This is a genomic window from Pseudomonas sp. G11 (assembly GCF_029457515.1).
Lineage (GTDB): Bacteria > Pseudomonadota > Gammaproteobacteria > Pseudomonadales > Pseudomonadaceae > Aquipseudomonas > Aquipseudomonas gorinensis.
This window is the reverse complement of record NZ_CP120377.1, coordinates 4,923,609-4,939,032: the sequence shown is the minus strand read 5'-3', so window position 1 is coordinate 4,939,032 and position 15,424 is coordinate 4,923,609. Positions and strand designations below refer to the sequence as shown.

The window sequence follows — 15,424 nt, the reverse complement described above, 5'->3', positions numbered from 1 at the left end:
TTCGCTGACGGCGTGTCTTGCCGTGCGCCGGGGTGGGCCTGCGGTATAACCCCACCGCCAGGCCAGCCCGAAAATAAAGCCGAAGGCGGCCACGTAGCGGAACCGCACGGCGGGGCGTGCAATGAAAAATACCAGGGGCAAGGCGGCGTGCCGCTGCCGCGTCGGTCAGGATTCACCTTCCAGCGGCCCGCCCTTTGTTACTATCGCTCTCCCTTGTCACCAGGAGTCACCGGCCCATGCAACACCAGTGGGATGAAATGCACCGCACCCGCAAGCCCACGTTCGTTCTGTGTGGCGAGCCCCAGGGGGATGTGCTCAATCTCTACGTTCACGGTTATTCGGCATTCTTCAACCGGCAACAACTGGGCAACTTCAAGGAACAGCTGGCGGCAATCGAAGGTTCGACCAACCTGATGCTGTTCTGGCCAGCGGGGCATTTCCTGGAAAATGTGTTTGCGCCCTTCAAGGACGTGATCACCTCGATGCTCGGCGGGGGTGGCCTGGGAGCGGCAACGGTGGGGGTGGGCAAGGCGATCGCGTATTTTCTCGATCACTACAAAAGCGTCGAGGCGCGCGTCGATGAAGTGGCCAAGACCTTATTGCCGGAGCTGGCCAGCTACCTGCACGGCGAATCGCTGGACGTGCGGCGCATCAACCTGATCGGCCATTCCCTCGGCGCACGGATCCTGGTCAAGAGCGTGCTGGCCAACCCCGACACCGCCCACGAACTGCCGTTGGACAATTTGCTGTTGATGGGCGGCGCGATCTGTACGTCGAGCCCGTGGGATGAAATAGCGGCGCCGCTCAAGGGGCGGGTGATCAACTGCCACTCCAGCAAGGACTGGGCCCTGGCGCTGAAACCCGACACCGAGCGCTGCATCGGTCGATATGCGATTCCCGTCACGCCGGCGCTCAAGGCCAAGGTGACGAATGTGCACCTGGCCAGCTTCGATCATGCCGCGTATTGGCCGCAGTTGCGCACGGTGGTGCAGTACACCGACCTGCTGCAGGAGCGGCGCGGCATGATCCGCGCCGACCAGCGCAGTGCGCAGGTGCGCTTTGCCGAGGAAGACGTGGACCTGTTTCCGGCGTTGGTACAGGCACGCGCGGAAGAGCTGAAATTCCTCGCCGAATTGATGGCGCAAAAACGCAGCGCCTCGATTGACGCCAGCGTGCGCGAGCCGCTGAAGCTGGCGATCGAGCTACAGCGCATGGGCGGTGACAGCTTCATGAACCTGGCCCGTGGCCATGGCGTGAGTTATCGCCAGATTGCCGAGGACGTGGCGCAGCGGTTGGGGATCACGTTCGATGATCCAGTGGACACCGTTGCATTGGCCGACATTGAAGCCCAGGTCGCGGAAAAACTGATCGAGCAGTACAAGCACAAACTCAGCAACGCCGACCGGCAAGTATTCGACGCCGAACTCCAGGCCGCCGCGCAAAAGGAACAGGGGCTGTTCAATCGTTTCGATGTCGGCCGTTCGGCCGCCACGGCCCTCAGCGGCACCGCCTTGGCGGGGCTGACCGGGTTTATCCTGCGCCGGGGGGCGGCCTCGGCGATTCCGGTAGTGGGCCAGGCGCTGGCGGCGGCGATGCTGGTGGTAAGCGGTGTGCGTGCGTTCTCCGGCCCGGCGTACTCCATCACCACCCTGGCGGTGCTGGTGATCGGCGTGATTCGCCAACGCATGGAGCGCGAGGCGCTGAACCAGGAGATGGACCTGGTGGTGCAGGTGGTCGAGGCATTCGATTTGCCTCGGGAGACGGTAATGCGCACGGTCGCGTCCGACTGATAAGCTGCGCCTCTGTCTTGTGTGTTTGCCTGGGATACCGCGTGAAATTCAGTCTGCCGAAAGTCGCTACCGCCCCGTTCTGCCCGCCGGAAGTTGCCGGCTCTATCATCGTTGACCCCAAGGCCTCGTTTTTCAAACGGGTGCTGATGTTCGCCGGCCCCGGCTTGCTGATCTCCATCGGCTACATGGACCCAGGCAACTGGGCCACGGCCATCGAGGCCGGTTCACGCTACGGCTACAACCTGCTGTTTGTGGTGCTGCTGGCCAGCCTGGCAGGCATGGCGGTGCAGTGCTTGTGCTCGCGCCTGGGTATCGCCACCGGCAAGGACCTGGCGCAACTGTGCCGCGAGCGTTACAGCCCGTGCTCTGCGCGCACCCAGTGGGCACTGGCGGAAATCTCCATCATTGCCACCGACCTCGCCGAAGTACTCGGCTGCGCCCTGGCGTTCCACCTGCTGCTCGGCGTGTCCCTGACCACCGGCATTGTCATCACCGCATTCGACACACTGCTGATCCTGGCCCTGCAAAACCGTGGGTTCCGCCGCCTGGAAGCGATCATGCTGGCGCTGGTGGCGACCATCGGCGTGTGCTTCTTTATCGAGCTGGTGCTGATCAAACCCTATTGGCCGGACGTGCTCAGCGGTTTCACCCCGTCACTGTCGGCCATCAGCGATGCCGCACCGCTGTACCTGGCTATTGGGATCCTCGGCGCCACGGTGATGCCCCATAACCTTTACCTGCATACCTCGATCGTGCAAACCCGCCTGATCGGCAAGGACCTCGCCAGCAAACAGGACGCGGTCAAGCTGGCACGCATCGATACCATCGGCTCCCTGGCCCTGGCGTTGCTGGTCAACGCCGCGATCCTGATACTCGCCGCCGCTGCCTTCTACAAGACCGGTCATACCGATGTGGTGGAAATCCAGGACGCCTACCACCTGCTTGACCCGTTGGTGGGCGGTGCCTTTGCCAGCATCCTGTTTGGGGTCGCCTTGCTGGCGTCCGGGCAGAGTTCGACCTTTACCGGCACCATCGCCGGCCAGGTGATCATGGAGGGTTACCTCAACCTGCGTATTCCGTGCTGGCAACGCCGCCTGATCACCCGTGGGCTGGCGCTGATCCCGGCGTTCCTTGGCGTGTGGCTGATGGGCGATGACGCGATTGGCAAGCTGCTGATCCTCAGCCAGGTGGTGCTCAGCCTGCAATTGCCGTTTGCGCTGTACCCGCTGATCCGCATGACCGGCGACCCGCAATTGATGGGGCCGTTCGTCAATCGGCTGCCGACGCGGTGGCTGGCGTGGTTTCTGTTTGCGGTGATCAGCGGGGCGAATGCGTGGTTGCTTGGGCAGTGGTTGTTTTGAATCCGCTGGGTAGCTCGGGCGGTCTACACAACCGGTACCTCCCCTCGATCCCAGTACGGCACGGCCCCAAAACACTCCACGAAGTAATCGATCACCGTCCGCACCTTCAGCGACAAACGCCGGCTCCCGGGCCACAACGCCGCAATCTGCTGGGGCTCCAGGGTGGTTGCCACTTCGTACTCTGTCAGTACCGCCTGTAAGGTTCCGGCCCGCAGGCTTTCGCCGATCAGCCAGGAAGGAAACACCACCAGCCCCAGGCCCTGTTCGGCGGCGTGGGTCAGGGTGTCGGCGTGGTTGCCGGTGATCGGGCCCTTGACGCTGTAGGGCGTCCAGTCGCCCTGGTCACGGCGGAAGAACCAGCGCTGCTGGCCGGTGATGCCTTTATAGGCCAGGCACTGGTGATTGAGCAGTTCGTCCGGGTGCCTGGGCGTGCCGTGCCGGGCCAGGTAGGCGGGGCTGGCGGCGATGCGAAAGCGCTGGGGGGCGAAGATGCGCGCCTGCATGCTGGAGTCGTTGAGCACGCCGATGCGGAACAGCAAGTCGGTGCCATCTTGCAGCGGGTCAACGTAGGTGTCGGTTTGCTGGATATCCAGTTGCAGCTTGGGGTAGCGCCGGCATAACGCCCCCAGCCACGGTGACAGGTGGCGCTGGCCGAACACCATCGGCGCGTTGATCCGCACCAGCCCGCTGGGTTCGCTGTCCTGTTCCTGCAGGGCCTGGCTGGCGACTTCCAACTGCTCCAGCATCACGCGTGCATGCCGTCCAAGCAGACGCCCGGTCTCGGTGGGGGTCACTGCGCGGGTGTGGCGGTAGAGCAACTGCTGGCCGAGGGCCTGTTCCATCAATTGGATCTGCCGCGAAATGGAGGAGGGCGCCAGGCTTTCGCGACGCGCCACTTCAGAAAAGCTGCCATGGTCCAGCACCGCGACGAACAGGCGCAGCGCCTTGAAACTCAATTCATTCAAACCCTGCATCGTGCTCCCCCGTGTTGTGCGTAATGCGCAAAGGTGTTGTCTGTATGCTCCCATTTATCGCACAGCACGGCCACCGGATAATGCGCGCCATCCAATCTTTTGTTAAAGCGCAGGTGATGTATGCAGGCCAGTTCTATCGAGGGTGTGGCGCGGGCCACCACGAAAAAAAATGCGCTCAGGTTGCTGTTGTTGCCACTGGTGATCCTGGCGGGCATGGGCTTGTCCGTGGAAGCCGGTTTGCTCGGGCCGTTGGGTGTGCAGGTGGGCCACTTGTGGGCGACCTTGAGCATCTTCGGCGTCGGCTCCGCCATCCTGTATTTGCTGCTGTTGTTCAGCGGCCCGCAAAAGGGCCCGGCGTTGACCGACTTGCCGCGCTGGCAGTTGATTGGCGGCTTCCTGGGGCCGATGTATGTGGTGGTGTTGACCCTGGCCACGCCGCATATCGGTATCGCGATGACGATGATCGCGATTCTGTCGGGCCAGGTCGGCAAGAGCGTGCTGATTGACCATTTCGGTTGGTTCGGCACCGCGCGCAAGCGGGTCAATGGCGAGCGTTGGATCGCCTTGGCGTTGATTGTGGCGGCACTTGTTTTGATTGCACGAGGGTAAGGCAATGAACCTGATTCTGTTATTGGTGCTGGTGATTGCCGCGGGTGCGGTGTTGAGTGTGCAGGCGGCGATCAATGGTCGCCTGGGCCAGGCGGTGGGGGTATTGCGCAGCAGCCTGCTGACCTTTGCGGTGGGCGCATTGACCACTGCGCTGTTGATTTTCTTCTTCGAGCCGGCCCAGGCCTTGAGCCTGCTGGACGTACCGAAATGGCAACTGACCGGCGCGCTGTTCGGCGTGGTGTACATGATGGTCATGGTCGGCGCGGTACCGGTGGTCGGCACGGCGGTCGCCACTGTAGCGGTGATCGTCGGGCAGTTGGGCATGGGTATGTTGATCGATAACTTCGGCTGGCTGGGCAACCCGGCGATCGAGTTGTCGGGCAGCCGCATCGTGGCCATGGCCTGCCTGGCCCTGGCGCTGGTGTTCATGTACCGCAGCAATACCCGCACCGATTGATGGTTGGAACCATCCGCGCCGGCCCGCAGTCACTGCTTAAGGTGCTGGCGCTCGCCGCACCGGACGACCATGAAGAAGGAGTCTGACCATGCCAGATGCAACCTGTGCCTGCCCACACTGCAAGTGCGTGTTGGGGGCTGATGCAGTAATGAAAGACGGTAAGGGTTATTGCTGCCAGGGCTGTGCCGAGCACCATGCCCATGGCGAACCCTGTGCAGCGCCGACGGGGTGTGAGTGCGCCAAGTCGGCCAAAGGCTGAGCGCAGTTATGACGGTGGGAGGGGGGCCTGCTTCCTCCCACGCTTCAGCGGTTCGATTTGGGCTATTGGGTTTCCAGTTCCAGGCGCAGGCTGTGATCGGCCAGGCGGTGGCTGTCTTTCACCACGGCGCTGGTGCGCCGCCCCTCCAATGCAAACACTACGGTTTGCGCGGCATGTAGATCATCGGGCAGTGGCTGGAACACCTTCAACACCAGCCATCCGGCCCTTTGCTGCACACTCACTTGGCATTCGACATGCTTGGCCAGTGGCCCGAACAGCGTGTCCTGGGTGTAGTCAATCCGGGCCTTGCCGTTGACTTGCCGGGTTGAATCCATGGGTATCGCTCCTTGATCAAGCCTGGGCGCGCGCATCCGAGCGGCGCCATTGCACGTTTTCAATGCCGAATTTCTCGGCCTGCTCCTGGCTGGTTTTCTTCACTTGCTCACGGGCAAAGCGACCGATGCGCCCCACGCCGGCGTCACAGCTCGCCCAATGCCAGGCTTGAGCGGCATCGAGCTGTTCCAGGCGAATGATGAATGACTTGGGTTCGCCATGCAGGGTGTAGTCGATCACAAACAGTTTTGCGTTATTCATGGGCCCATCAAACCTTCAGGTGTAAGCAAGTGATCCTCGTGGGCCGCAAAAATTCACTCGGATTGTCGAGCGGTGGTCATTACCATGGCGGCTCACCCTTGAACGATGTGTTTCCCATGGCCCAGGCCGCGCCCCCCGACCTCAGTGACCACGCCGTCCCCGTACTGCCCCTGGCGCGCACCTACCCGCGCGGTTTGTACGTGGAGCCCCATAGCCACGACTGGGGCCAGTTGCTCTACGCCATGAGCGGCGTGATGTGGGTCGAGACACCCCACGAGGCGCTGGTGGTGCCGCCCCAGCGGGCGGTGTGGTTGCCACCGGGGGTGGAGCACGGCATCCGCGTGGTCTCGGATTTGCAGATGCGCAATATCTACTTGCGTCCAGCCTTGGCGACGACGCTGGACAGCCAGGTGCAGGTCATCGAAGTCGGTGGGTTGCTGCGCGAGTTGATCGTCACGCTGGTGGAGCAGGGGGACACTGGCGATGCAGGCTATTACGACGCGGTGGTCGGCCTGGCCTTGCTGGAGCTGCAACGCGCGCGCCGCTCGCCCATTCGCATCGCCATGCCGGTGGGCGTCGACCGGCGGCTGATCAATGCCTGCCAGGCGGTCATGGCGGCGCCGTCCCTGGAGATTCCCTTCGAGCAACACGCCGAAGCGGCCGGCGCCAGTGTGCGGACGCTGGCGCGACTGTTCCAGAACCACCTGGGCATGGGCTTCGCCGAATGGCGTCGCCAGGTGCAACTGGCCACGGCGGTGGCTGAGTTGATCCAGGGCCAGTCGGTGAGTGCTATCGCGCGCTCCCTGGGCTATTCGCCGAGCAGTTTCAGCGACATGTTCCGCCGCGAGCTCGGTGTGGCACCGTCGCAATACAACGGCTGAGGGTTGGCCGAAATCCCGAAGCACTTGGCCGATGCTTCAGCGATGGGCTCTCTACACTGGGCCCATCTACCCATCAGGCACTCACCACCATGAACTATCTGATTTCCCTGGCTATCGGCCTGTTCGTCGGCTTGATCTACGGCGCCCTGGACTTTCGTTCGCCCGCACCGCCGGCCATCGCGCTGGTGGGCCTGATGGGCATGCTGCTCGGTGAGCAGCTCTGGCCCATGGGCCGGCAGTTGGTCGCCGGTTGGTTGTCCTGATCCCTTTCTTCCCCTCGATGGATATTGGCCATGAATGCACTGCAATTTTCCGCCACCGGCGACCTCACCGCCCTGCGCTTCGTCGAGGTTGCCACCCCGGTGCCCGCCGCCGATGAGGTGCTGGTCCAGATCAAGGCCGCGGGCCTTAACCCCAGCGACGTGAAGAACGTACTCGGGCGTTTCCCCTACACCACAGTGCCGCGCATACCTGGCCGCGACTTTGCCGGCGTGGTCGTTCAAGGTCCGCAGGCACTGGTGGGCCAGGAAGTCTGGGGTACCGGCCGCGACCTGGGGTTTTTCGCTGACGGCTCCCACGCCCAGTACCTCACCGTGTCGGCCAAAGGTGTCGCGCATAAACCTGCGCACCTGAGTTTTTCCCAGGCCGCCAGCCTGGGAGTGCCGTACACCACGGCCTGGGATGCGCTGGAGCGCAGTGGCGTGGGCAAAGGCACGCGGTTGCTGGTGATCGGCGCCAATGGTGCTGTGGGCAGTGCGGCATTGGCCTTGGCGAACATCCGCGGCGCCCACGTGTTGGCGGCGGTGCGCAAGGCTGACCAGGTCGAGGTGTTGCAGGGGCAAGGGTTCGACGCCATTGCGTTGGGCAAGCCCGAAGAACTGGGTGCGCAGGTTCATGCGGTGTTCAAGGGCGGCGCCGATGTGATCTTCGACACCACCGGTTTCTGGCTGCCAGCCGCCGTGGCCGGCCTGGCTCCGTTTGGCCGCATCGCGATCATTGCCGCGCCGGTGGACGGCCACGTACAACTGCCGGCCCTGGCCCTGTACCGCAAGGGTGGCTCGGTGGTGGGCATCAATTCATTGCTCTACAACTGCGAGCAGTGCGCGGTGATGCTGGAGCAGTTCGGACGCTTTTTCGATGAAGGGCAACTGCCATTGCCGACTGGCCTGCGCGAAGTGGCGTTGGCCCATGGCGTGCAGTGCTATGAGGACGTGAATCTAGGCAGCGCCGACAAAATCATCTTGCTGCCCTGACACGATCGGGGCAGTTAAGGCCTTTTTGTAGGAGCGAGGGGGACGCCTAGTTCTTGCTCGCGAAAAACCTCAACGATAACGCGCGCTTCCTGAATGAACGCGGCGCCTGTGAGTTTTTCGCGAGCAAGAACTAGGCGTCCCCCTCGCTCCTACAGACGGCGATGGACGCTGCCCCACATTTCGCTCGGCACTAGGCGTCGGGAACGCCTTTTTCCCATGCCGACCAATTCTTCAGGATCGCCTGTACCAACGGATTGCCCGTGCGGTACAGGTTTTCCAGCGCCGGCACGAAACCACCCTGATCCGCATACTTGAGCAGGTTATCCACCTCGCTGTAGCCCGGATAAGGCCGGTCGAAATCGGACCCTGCACGCACCACCGCCAGGCGCTGGATATCCACCAGGCCCTCACGGCTGGCGCGTAGCAGCGCCTCATAGGTGGAGTTGTCTTCCTGCTGGGTGGTGCAGTATTCGCCTTTGTTGTCCGTGAGCAGCTTGGTCCACACCTCGGCGCGCTCGCTCAGGCGCGTGCCGGAGAACCAGGTGTTGCCCGCCAGGGTGTCGCAACGAGTGACTTGCGGCGGCTGGTTGGCGGGGGCGGCGGGGTAGTGTTTGCGCCAGGCGGCGGACTCTTTGCTTTCCGTGAGTTCGACCTTGTGCGACAGGGCGAACGCCCTGGCCTGCAGCTTGGGGTTCAGCTCGAACACTTCGGTCTTGTAGTCCAGTGGCGGCTTTTCGTTGGGCCCCTTGGTGTTGATGCCGATATACCCGGTCGGCCAATCCTTGGGTGCATCCCGCGAATCCAGCTCCCACTGGGTGCCGAATTCCACCAGGTAGTGGGCCCACGCGGCGGTGCCCAGGGTGCCGTGTTTGGGGCTGATGCCGGCGATCCCGGCGATCAGGAAATAGCTGTGGCGCAGGTCGAACTTGGGCGACAGCGCCAGGGCCAGGGTGGACGCGGCGGCGTTGGTCTGGCCCATGCCGGTGACCAGCAGGCATACGTCCTGGGTGTTGCAGCGGATCACTGGGTAGTCGGCGGACAAGCCCGGTACGCGCACCTCCTGCTTGAGTTCCAGGCGCTCGATCCAGGTTTGCGCCTCAGGGGCGAACATGGTGATCAGCATCACTTTCGGTTTGATCGGCGTGGGTGTGTCAGCCAGCACCATGTGGGGCAGCAGGGTCAGGCCGATAGCCAGCGTGAGACGGGTAAACGCTTTCATCCAGTACTCCTTGATCAGAATTGGTAGCCCACGCCAGCGTAGTAACCCCAGCCGTTGGAGCGTGCGCGGAAGTTGCCTTCGCCGAAATTCAACTCGCTGCCATCCTCCCAGTTGCCGCCGTTATGAAAATAACGGCCGACCAGGGTGAAGCGCAAATGGGTGAATGAATACAGCAGCACGTTGGTTGCCACCAGCGCGTTGGCGGTACGGGCCGGGTTGTCCTTGTGCAGGTCCGAGCCGAAATCGTAGTTGGTGAAACCGATGTAGGTCAGCGAGGCACCGTTGTCGAACGTGTCGATGGGCACGATGTATTTCATCTGCGCACGGTAGCCGTCCCACGAATATTCATTGCTGGCGCCATAGTTTTCCCACTGGTAACGCCCATAGAAGTTCGCCGAGAGGTTGACACGCGAGTGGGTGTCGATATCGGTGCCGAGGCCGCTGTACAGGGTGTTGGCACGGTTGGCCTGGTTGCTGCCGTGGTCGTAGATCCAGTCAAAGGCCACGTACCATTCCTTGAAGGGGCCGATGGCCAGGCTGCGGCCGGCCAGGTAATCGATGGAGATACGCGGCTCGTGCTCCATGAACACCGGCGAGCCATGGTCCCACGCGCCTTTGTCGTGGCTGTTGCCGATGCCGAGGATCTTCGGCACGTCGATGTAGCCGTACAACTCGAAGGGGCCCTTGCGGCCGAAGTACTCGTATTCCAGGTAGACATCGTCCTGCGGCTTGGGGCCGAAGCTGATGTCCTTGCTGCCGATCAAGGTCAGGTCCTGGTTAAACCAGTCCGACAGGTACACGCCTTTTTTCGCCGGGCTGGCTTCCGGGCTGAGGGTTTCGCCCTGTGCTGAGTCATCGATGGGCGGTTGCTGCGCCAAAATGGGCGGGCTGAGTACTCCCGTAACGGCAACCAGTAGCAGGGAAACACCAAAATAAGCAGGACGCCTTGAGGTCAAGTGCATTGAAAATCCCTATTCGTACGCGGTTTGAACCCGATTCTTCGGGTTGAGGCGAACTTGGCGACCAAGTTCGTTGCGCACACGCTCGCACAGGTCGTACCAACTTTGCGCAATGGCTTGAATGGACTGGAAAAAATCGCGATTAATCGACCTTTTGATCAGAAATGACGCGGTGTCATTTTTTCAATCCGATTGAACAAGTGCATGGCGGTTTCGCGCCGGTATTCGCTGGGGGTCTGGTGCATCTCGATGCGAAAGTGCCGGTTGAAGTTGGACAGGTTGGCGTAGCCCACCTCAAAGCAGATATCCGCCACCGACATCTCGCTTTGCAGCAACAGGCGACAGGCGCGCTGCACGCGGAACTTGCGCATCAGGTCAATGAACCCGTGGCCGGTGTTGCGCTTGAAGAAGCGTGAGAAGCCCGGTTCGCTCATCTCCAGTTGCTGCGCGATGACCGACAGGCGCAAGTCGCCGGTCAGTTCACGCATCAGGTAGTCGAACGCCTTGTTGATGCGCTCGGCGCTGCGCGCGTCCAGGGTTGGTGCGTAGCAGGCGCTGGCCAGGGCTTTCACCTCGGGTGGCGGGGCGTTCCTCAGGGTGTCGAGCAGTTGCAGGAACAGGATCAGGCGTTGCAGGCCGTGGGCGCTGCCGATGGCCTCGAGCAAACGCGCAGCCTGCGCGGCGGTGTCGCCGCTGAACTCCAGGCCGCGCCGGGCCTGTTCGAACAGCGTGTGCAAGTCGCCGAGCTCCGGCAGGGTCTTGCGCAGGGCGAGGAGGGCGGCGCCGTCGAATTGCAGCACCACATCGCGACCCTTCAGGTATTCGCCGGGTGCCAGCTCGCCGATCCAGTCGTGGGGCAGGTCCGGGCCGATCAGCGCCACATGCCCGGCGCTGAACGCCCCGATATAGTCGCCCGCCACCAGCTTGCCACTGCCCTGGCGGATCAGGTGGATTTCGAATTCGGGGTGGTGGTTCCAGCGCGCCAGCTCAAAAGGGTAGTCATGTTCGAACCAGCGAAAGCCGTGCTCAGGTTCGGGCAGGATCACTTCCAGCTCGGCAGGGCGGTGTTCGAACAGGGCGGCGCGGTCGACGGGCATGCTGATGCCTCTTTTGCTTGTGGAATCGCCTCAAAATACGCGGGTTGGCAACGGCAGCGCTACCTCTGGTTTCGTCCGGCGCTGATACTTTTTTGATCCGGGGCCGGCGGTTAAAAAAGTATCAGTCGTGCATGCGCCATGGGTTTGTTAGGGCCTGGCCAAGCTGCTGTAATCGGCCCTCGACAACAAAAACAACAGGTGCAAACCGCCATGCTCCAGTCCTGCAAAGCCACGTTCCCGCAAGCACTGTTCCTGCTGTCCGGCCTGGCACTGGCCGTGCCCAGCCAGGCCGCCGACACCGTGACCATCGCCACGGTCAACAACAGCGACATGATCCGCATGCAACGCCTGTCCAAGGTGTTCGAGCAGCAGCACCCAGACATCCGGCTCAACTGGGTGGTGCTGGAAGAAAACGTGCTGCGTCAACGCCTCACCACCGATATCGCCACCCAGGGCGGGCAGTTCGACGTGCTGACCATCGGCACCTACGAAACCCCGCTGTGGGGCGCCAAGCACTGGCTGGAGCCGTTGACCCAACTGCCCGCCGACTACGACGCCGAAGACATCTTCCCCTCGGTGCGCCAGGGCCTGTCGGTCAACGACACCCTGTACGCCTTGCCGTTCTACGGCGAAAGCACCGTCACTTATTACCGCACCGACCTGTTCAAACAAGCCGGCCTGAGCATGCCCGCGCACCCCACCTGGACCCAGCTCGGCGAGTTCGCCGCCAGGCTCACGGCTAAAGACCAAGACCAATACGGGATGTGCCTGCGCGGCAAGGCCGGCTGGGGCGAGAACATCGCGCTGCTCAGCACCATGGCCAACGCCTTTGGCGCACGCTGGTTCGATGAGCAGTGGAAGCCGGAATTGACCAGCCCCGAGTGGACCGCGGCGGCCAACTTCTACGTCAACACCCTCAAGCAATACGGCCCGCCGGGTGTGTCCAGCAACGGCTTCAACGAAACCCTGGCACTGTTCAACAGTGGCAAATGCGCCATCTGGGTGGATGCCAGCGTCGCCGGCTCGTTCACCACCGACAAGAGCCAGAGCAAGGTCGCCGACAGCGTAGGGTTCGTCGCCGCGCCCACCGAAGTCACCGACAAAGGCTCTTCCTGGCTCTATGCCTGGTCCCTGGCGATCCCCGCCACGTCCAAGCACAAGGACGCCGCCAAGACCTTTATCACCTGGGCCACTTCCAAGGACTACATCCAGTTGGTGGCTGACAAGGAGGGTCTCGCCAACGTACCGCCGGGCACGCGCCAATCCACCTACAGCGCGGCCTACCTGAAGGCCGCACCGTTCGCCCAGGTCACCCTGGAGATGATGAAGCACGCCGATCCCGCGCATCCCTCGGCCCAGCCGGTGCCGTACGTGGGCATCCAGTACGTGACCATCCCCGAGTTCCAGGCCATCGGCACTTCCGTCGGCAAGCTGCTTTCGGCGGCGTTGACCGGCGGCATGTCGGTCGATCAGGCATTGCAGCAGGCCCAGTCCACTACCGAGCGTGAGATGAAACGCGCCGGTTATCCCAAATAACGTTGACGGACAAACCCATGAAACGACTCGAAGGAAAGAGCGCGCTGATCACCGGATCGGCGCGCGGCATCGGCCGCGCCTTTGCCCAGGCCTATATCGCCGAAGGCGCGACCGTGGCCATCGCCGATATCAACCTGCAACGCGCCCAGGCCACAGCGGCCGAACTCGGGCCCCAGGCTTACGCGGTGGCGATGGACGTCACCGACCAAGCCTCCATCGACAGCGCGATTGCCGCCGTGGTGGCCCAGGCCGGCAAGCTGGATATCCTGGTCAACAACGCCGCACTGTTCGACCTGGCGCCCATCGTCGATATCACCCGCGACAGTTATGAGCGGCTGTTCTCGATCAACGTTGCCGGCACGTTGTTCACGTTGCAGGCGGCGGCACGGCAGATGATCAGCCAGGGCCATGGCGGCAAGATCATCAACATGGCCAGCCAGGCCGGGCGTCGTGGCGAGCCGCTGGTGGCGATCTACTGCGCGACCAAGGCGGCGGTGATGAGCCTCACGCAATCGGCGGGGCTGAACCTGATCAAGCAGGGCATCAACGTCAACGCCATCGCGCCGGGAGTGGTGGATGGCGAGCATTGGGACGGCGTGGATGCATTGTTCGCCAAGCATGAAGGGCTGGCGCCGGGCGAGAAGAAGCGGCAGGTGGCGGCCGAGGTGCCGTTTGGGCGGATGGGGACGGCCGAGGATTTGACCGGGATGGCGATTTTCCTGGCGTCGAAGGAGGCCGATTATGTGGTGGCGCAAACCTATAACGTCGATGGCGGCAACTGGATGAGCTGAAGCCATACCCCAATCAAAATAATGTGGGAGGGGCGGTGCGACGATTCGACTTGCCCCCGATGGCAGTGTGACAGTTAGTACATATATAGACCGATCTACCGCCATCGGGGGCAAGCCCCCTCCCACATTGGATGATCGGTGTTCTTTAAATCGAGGCTAGTCAGCAAAACTGCGATCAAAGAAATAAACCTCCCCAGGTCTCAGGTTCTCCACCGTCGCCTGGGGCCTGCCGCCTTCGCCTTGCTTCTTGCGTCCCGTCTCGCGCAAGTACCCTGCCTCCGTCAGCTTCAACAAGCGCTGGCGAATACTGGTCTTCAACACTGGCCGCGCCAGCACCAGCGAGAAGATCGTCGTCGCTTCCGGCGCGCTGAACTCATGGCCCAGGAACATCAAGGGCAAGTTGCTGTACAGCGACTTGGACAACAGCCGCTCCTGCACGGCCGCGACGATGCTGTTGTGATCGAACGGCAACTTGATGCTGCCATCGGCCACCGCCTTCAGCGAAAACCAGCCCTGATGCTCACCCAGCGCCACCTCATCGGCGACGATCGCCAGGTAATAAGTGGACGACGACCAGCAACGCGGGTCGCGAAACGCATCGCCCACCGTGCCCACTTGCTCGCTCCAGGCCAACGCCAGGCCAACCTTGCTGCTGGCGCGCAAGCGTTCCACGGCATCCTGGAGGCTCAGATCCTGCACCCCACCATTCACCACCACGCCCGGCAGCGCCCAATGCCCGGCGAATGGCTCGGCGTCGCGTTTATTCAGCAGCAGCTTTAATTCTCCCGCCGCGCGGCAGTAGCACAGCACGCAGAGGTCGACGGTGTGGAGGTAGGCGCTCAGTGGCATGTGGAGTCCTTGTAAACAGCGGTGGGGCACAGTCTAACGGATCGAATAGATATGTCATGTACTGAGTCCAGAATAGATAAACAAATGTTTCTTGCAATGAAAGTACATGACGTGTACTTTTGTTTCCAGGCCACAGGAGAACCGCCATGACCCTCTCGAAAACTGCCATCGCTTCATTCGACGTCGACGCCCAGAAGAGCTTTACGCCGCTGTGCCCCAACGAGTTGCCGGTGGCGGGTGGTGACCAGATCGGTGCCGAACTCAACTACATGGCCAGCCTCGCCGGCCACCGCATCGGCAGCAAAGATGCCCACAGCCCGCACGCCCCCTGGGTGGTTGCCCAACCCAGCGAGATGCTGCAACCCACCGGCCTGGCGCACGCCGATGTCACCTGGGTCAGCCACTGCGTGCCGGGCACCGAGGGTTTCACCCTGCTAGACGAGTTGCCCGCCCCATATGACTACGATTACTTCATCTGGAAAGGCGTCGAACCCGACCTGCACCCTTACGGCGCCTGCTACCACGACCTGCACGACAAGCTCTCCACGGGCGTGATCGAATACCTCAAGGCCCAAGGCGTGGTCCGCGTGATCGTCGGCGGCCTGGCCCTGGACTACTGCGTCAAGACCACTGCGCTGCAACTGCTCAAGGCTGGCCTGGAGGTGGTCCTGCACCTGCCGGCATGCCGAGGAATCAGCGACGAGGGGAGCGTGCAGGCCGTCAATGAGTTGCTCAAGGCCGGGGCTGTGATCAGCAGCACCCGCGAAGAACTGGCCGCGATGGCCACGCGTTAAG

At 62.5% G+C, this 15,424-nt stretch carries 17 protein-coding genes and 1 pseudogene; 11 read left to right on the top strand and 7 right to left on the bottom strand.

Features of this window, described 5'->3' with window-relative positions; translation table 11 throughout:
- Nucleotides 1-236 precede the first annotated feature (236 nt).
- Both P2T68_RS22665 and P2T68_RS22660 read left to right on the top strand, forming a co-directional pair.
- Nucleotides 237-1,790, top strand: coding sequence for a DUF726 domain-containing protein (locus P2T68_RS22665; protein WP_277378313.1), 1,554 nt, complete (start codon nt 237-239; stop codon nt 1,788-1,790).
- 41 nt (nt 1,791-1,831) lie between these two features.
- The gene (locus P2T68_RS22660; protein ID WP_277378312.1) at nt 1,832-3,151 is read left to right on the top strand and encodes an Nramp family divalent metal transporter; all 1,320 of its coding nucleotides are present in this window, start codon (nt 1,832-1,834) and stop codon (nt 3,149-3,151) included.
- Nucleotides 3,152-3,174: 23 nt separating this feature from the next.
- Here the strand turns inward: P2T68_RS22660 and P2T68_RS22655 are convergent, their stop codons facing one another.
- Complete coding sequence (locus P2T68_RS22655) at nt 3,175-4,125, bottom strand: LysR family transcriptional regulator (protein WP_277378311.1); 951 nt, start codon at nt 4,123-4,125, stop codon at nt 3,175-3,177.
- Nucleotides 4,126-4,245: 120 nt separating this feature from the next.
- On the opposite strand from P2T68_RS22655, the gene P2T68_RS22650 reads away from it, so the two are divergent.
- From P2T68_RS22650 to P2T68_RS22640, 3 genes are all read left to right on the top strand, one after another.
- Entirely contained in the window at nt 4,246-4,734 is a 489-nt protein-coding gene (locus tag P2T68_RS22650) for a DMT family transporter (RefSeq protein WP_024074838.1), read from the top strand.
- Nucleotides 4,735-4,738: 4 nt separating this feature from the next.
- Nucleotides 4,739-5,191, top strand: a complete 453-nt coding sequence (locus P2T68_RS22645; RefSeq protein ID WP_024074839.1) for a DMT family transporter — start codon at nt 4,739-4,741, stop codon at nt 5,189-5,191.
- Nucleotides 5,192-5,279: 88 nt separating this feature from the next.
- Nucleotides 5,280-5,450 (top strand): metallothionein, encoded by a 171-nt coding sequence (locus tag P2T68_RS22640; RefSeq protein ID WP_081329179.1) that lies wholly within the window; start codon nt 5,280-5,282, stop codon nt 5,448-5,450.
- A gap of 62 nt (nt 5,451-5,512) precedes the next feature.
- On the opposite strand, the gene P2T68_RS22635 is transcribed toward P2T68_RS22640, so the two are convergent.
- Nucleotides 5,513-5,785, bottom strand: a complete 273-nt coding sequence (locus P2T68_RS22635) for a hypothetical protein (protein ID WP_024074840.1) — start codon at nt 5,783-5,785, stop codon at nt 5,513-5,515.
- Between the two features lie 16 nt (nt 5,786-5,801).
- Nucleotides 5,802-6,044, bottom strand: a complete 243-nt coding sequence (locus P2T68_RS22630) for a DUF6555 family protein (RefSeq protein WP_024074841.1) — start codon at nt 6,042-6,044, stop codon at nt 5,802-5,804.
- A gap of 116 nt (nt 6,045-6,160) precedes the next feature.
- Here P2T68_RS22630 and P2T68_RS22625 point away from each other — a divergent pair.
- The 3 genes and pseudogenes from P2T68_RS22625 to P2T68_RS22615 all read left to right on the top strand — a co-directional run.
- Nucleotides 6,161-6,922, top strand: a pseudogene (locus P2T68_RS22625) (helix-turn-helix transcriptional regulator); the annotation flags it as partial.
- Nucleotides 6,923-7,014: 92 nt separating this feature from the next.
- Nucleotides 7,015-7,188 (top strand): DUF1427 family protein, encoded by a 174-nt coding sequence (locus tag P2T68_RS22620; RefSeq protein WP_024074843.1) that lies wholly within the window; start codon nt 7,015-7,017, stop codon nt 7,186-7,188.
- Nucleotides 7,189-7,218: 30 nt separating this feature from the next.
- Entirely contained in the window at nt 7,219-8,178 is a 960-nt protein-coding gene (locus P2T68_RS22615; protein ID WP_277378309.1) for a zinc-binding alcohol dehydrogenase family protein, read from the top strand.
- Nucleotides 8,179-8,368: 190 nt separating this feature from the next.
- On the opposite strand, the gene P2T68_RS22610 is transcribed toward P2T68_RS22615, so the two are convergent.
- The 3 genes from P2T68_RS22610 to P2T68_RS22600 all read right to left on the bottom strand — a co-directional run bounded on the left by P2T68_RS22610 (nt 8,369) and on the right by P2T68_RS22600 (nt 11,453).
- On the bottom strand, nt 8,369-9,397 hold the full coding sequence (locus P2T68_RS22610; RefSeq protein ID WP_277378308.1) for a purine nucleoside permease: 1,029 nt from the start codon (nt 9,395-9,397) through the stop codon (nt 8,369-8,371).
- Between the two features lie 14 nt (nt 9,398-9,411).
- The gene (locus P2T68_RS22605) at nt 9,412-10,359 is read right to left on the bottom strand and encodes a nucleoside-specific channel-forming protein Tsx (protein WP_277378307.1); all 948 of its coding nucleotides are present in this window, start codon (nt 10,357-10,359) and stop codon (nt 9,412-9,414) included.
- Nucleotides 10,360-10,514: 155 nt separating this feature from the next.
- On the bottom strand, nt 10,515-11,453 hold the full coding sequence (locus P2T68_RS22600) for an AraC family transcriptional regulator (RefSeq protein ID WP_069075776.1): 939 nt from the start codon (nt 11,451-11,453) through the stop codon (nt 10,515-10,517).
- A gap of 210 nt (nt 11,454-11,663) precedes the next feature.
- On the opposite strand from P2T68_RS22600, the gene P2T68_RS22595 reads away from it, so the two are divergent.
- Nucleotides 11,664-12,989 carry a sugar ABC transporter substrate-binding protein gene (locus P2T68_RS22595; RefSeq protein ID WP_277378306.1) on the top strand — a complete coding sequence of 442 codons (1,326 nt, stop codon included), beginning with the start codon at nt 11,664-11,666 and terminating at the stop codon, nt 12,987-12,989.
- Nucleotides 12,990-13,006: 17 nt separating this feature from the next.
- A complete protein-coding gene (locus P2T68_RS22590; RefSeq protein WP_277378305.1) occupies nt 13,007-13,780 on the top strand; it encodes an L-iditol 2-dehydrogenase in 774 nt (257 codons plus the stop codon).
- Nucleotides 13,781-13,936: 156 nt separating this feature from the next.
- Here P2T68_RS22590 and P2T68_RS22585 read toward each other — a convergent pair whose 3' ends face one another.
- On the bottom strand, nt 13,937-14,629 hold the full coding sequence (locus P2T68_RS22585; RefSeq protein ID WP_069075773.1) for an NUDIX hydrolase: 693 nt from the start codon (nt 14,627-14,629) through the stop codon (nt 13,937-13,939).
- Between the two features lie 146 nt (nt 14,630-14,775).
- On the opposite strand from P2T68_RS22585, the gene P2T68_RS22580 reads away from it, so the two are divergent.
- Nucleotides 14,776-15,423: a nicotinamidase gene (locus tag P2T68_RS22580; RefSeq protein ID WP_024074851.1), complete on the top strand. Its 648-nt coding sequence runs from the start codon at nt 14,776-14,778 to the stop codon at nt 15,421-15,423.
- Nucleotide 15,424 lies beyond the last annotated feature (1 nt).

Excerpts from the sequence above, each read along its gene's own strand:
- P2T68_RS22590 (WP_277378305.1), top strand. The coding sequence starts at position 13,007 with ATGAAACGACTCGAAGGAAAGAGCGCGCTGATCACCGGATCGGCGCGC.
- P2T68_RS22635 (WP_024074840.1), bottom strand. The coding sequence starts at position 5,785 with ATGGATTCAACCCGGCAAGTCAACGGCAAGGCCCGGATTGACTACACC.
- P2T68_RS22615 (WP_277378309.1), top strand. The coding sequence starts at position 7,219 with ATGAATGCACTGCAATTTTCCGCCACCGGCGACCTCACCGCCCTGCGC.
- P2T68_RS22640 (WP_081329179.1), top strand. The coding sequence starts at position 5,280 with ATGCCAGATGCAACCTGTGCCTGCCCACACTGCAAGTGCGTGTTGGGG.
- P2T68_RS22650 (WP_024074838.1), top strand. The coding sequence starts at position 4,246 with ATGCAGGCCAGTTCTATCGAGGGTGTGGCGCGGGCCACCACGAAAAAA.
- P2T68_RS22605 (WP_277378307.1), bottom strand. The coding sequence starts at position 10,359 with ATGCACTTGACCTCAAGGCGTCCTGCTTATTTTGGTGTTTCCCTGCTA.
- P2T68_RS22585 (WP_069075773.1), bottom strand. The coding sequence starts at position 14,629 with ATGCCACTGAGCGCCTACCTCCACACCGTCGACCTCTGCGTGCTGTGC.
- P2T68_RS22620 (WP_024074843.1), top strand. The coding sequence starts at position 7,015 with ATGAACTATCTGATTTCCCTGGCTATCGGCCTGTTCGTCGGCTTGATC.
- P2T68_RS22600 (WP_069075776.1), bottom strand. The coding sequence starts at position 11,453 with ATGCCCGTCGACCGCGCCGCCCTGTTCGAACACCGCCCTGCCGAGCTG.
- P2T68_RS22645 (WP_024074839.1), top strand. The coding sequence starts at position 4,739 with ATGAACCTGATTCTGTTATTGGTGCTGGTGATTGCCGCGGGTGCGGTG.
- P2T68_RS22610 (WP_277378308.1), bottom strand. The coding sequence starts at position 9,397 with ATGAAAGCGTTTACCCGTCTCACGCTGGCTATCGGCCTGACCCTGCTG.
- P2T68_RS22580 (WP_024074851.1), top strand. The coding sequence starts at position 14,776 with ATGACCCTCTCGAAAACTGCCATCGCTTCATTCGACGTCGACGCCCAG.
- P2T68_RS22630 (WP_024074841.1), bottom strand. The coding sequence starts at position 6,044 with ATGAATAACGCAAAACTGTTTGTGATCGACTACACCCTGCATGGCGAA.
- P2T68_RS22655 (WP_277378311.1), bottom strand. The coding sequence starts at position 4,125 with ATGCAGGGTTTGAATGAATTGAGTTTCAAGGCGCTGCGCCTGTTCGTC.
- P2T68_RS22595 (WP_277378306.1), top strand. The coding sequence starts at position 11,664 with ATGCTCCAGTCCTGCAAAGCCACGTTCCCGCAAGCACTGTTCCTGCTG.
- P2T68_RS22665 (WP_277378313.1), top strand. The coding sequence starts at position 237 with ATGCAACACCAGTGGGATGAAATGCACCGCACCCGCAAGCCCACGTTC.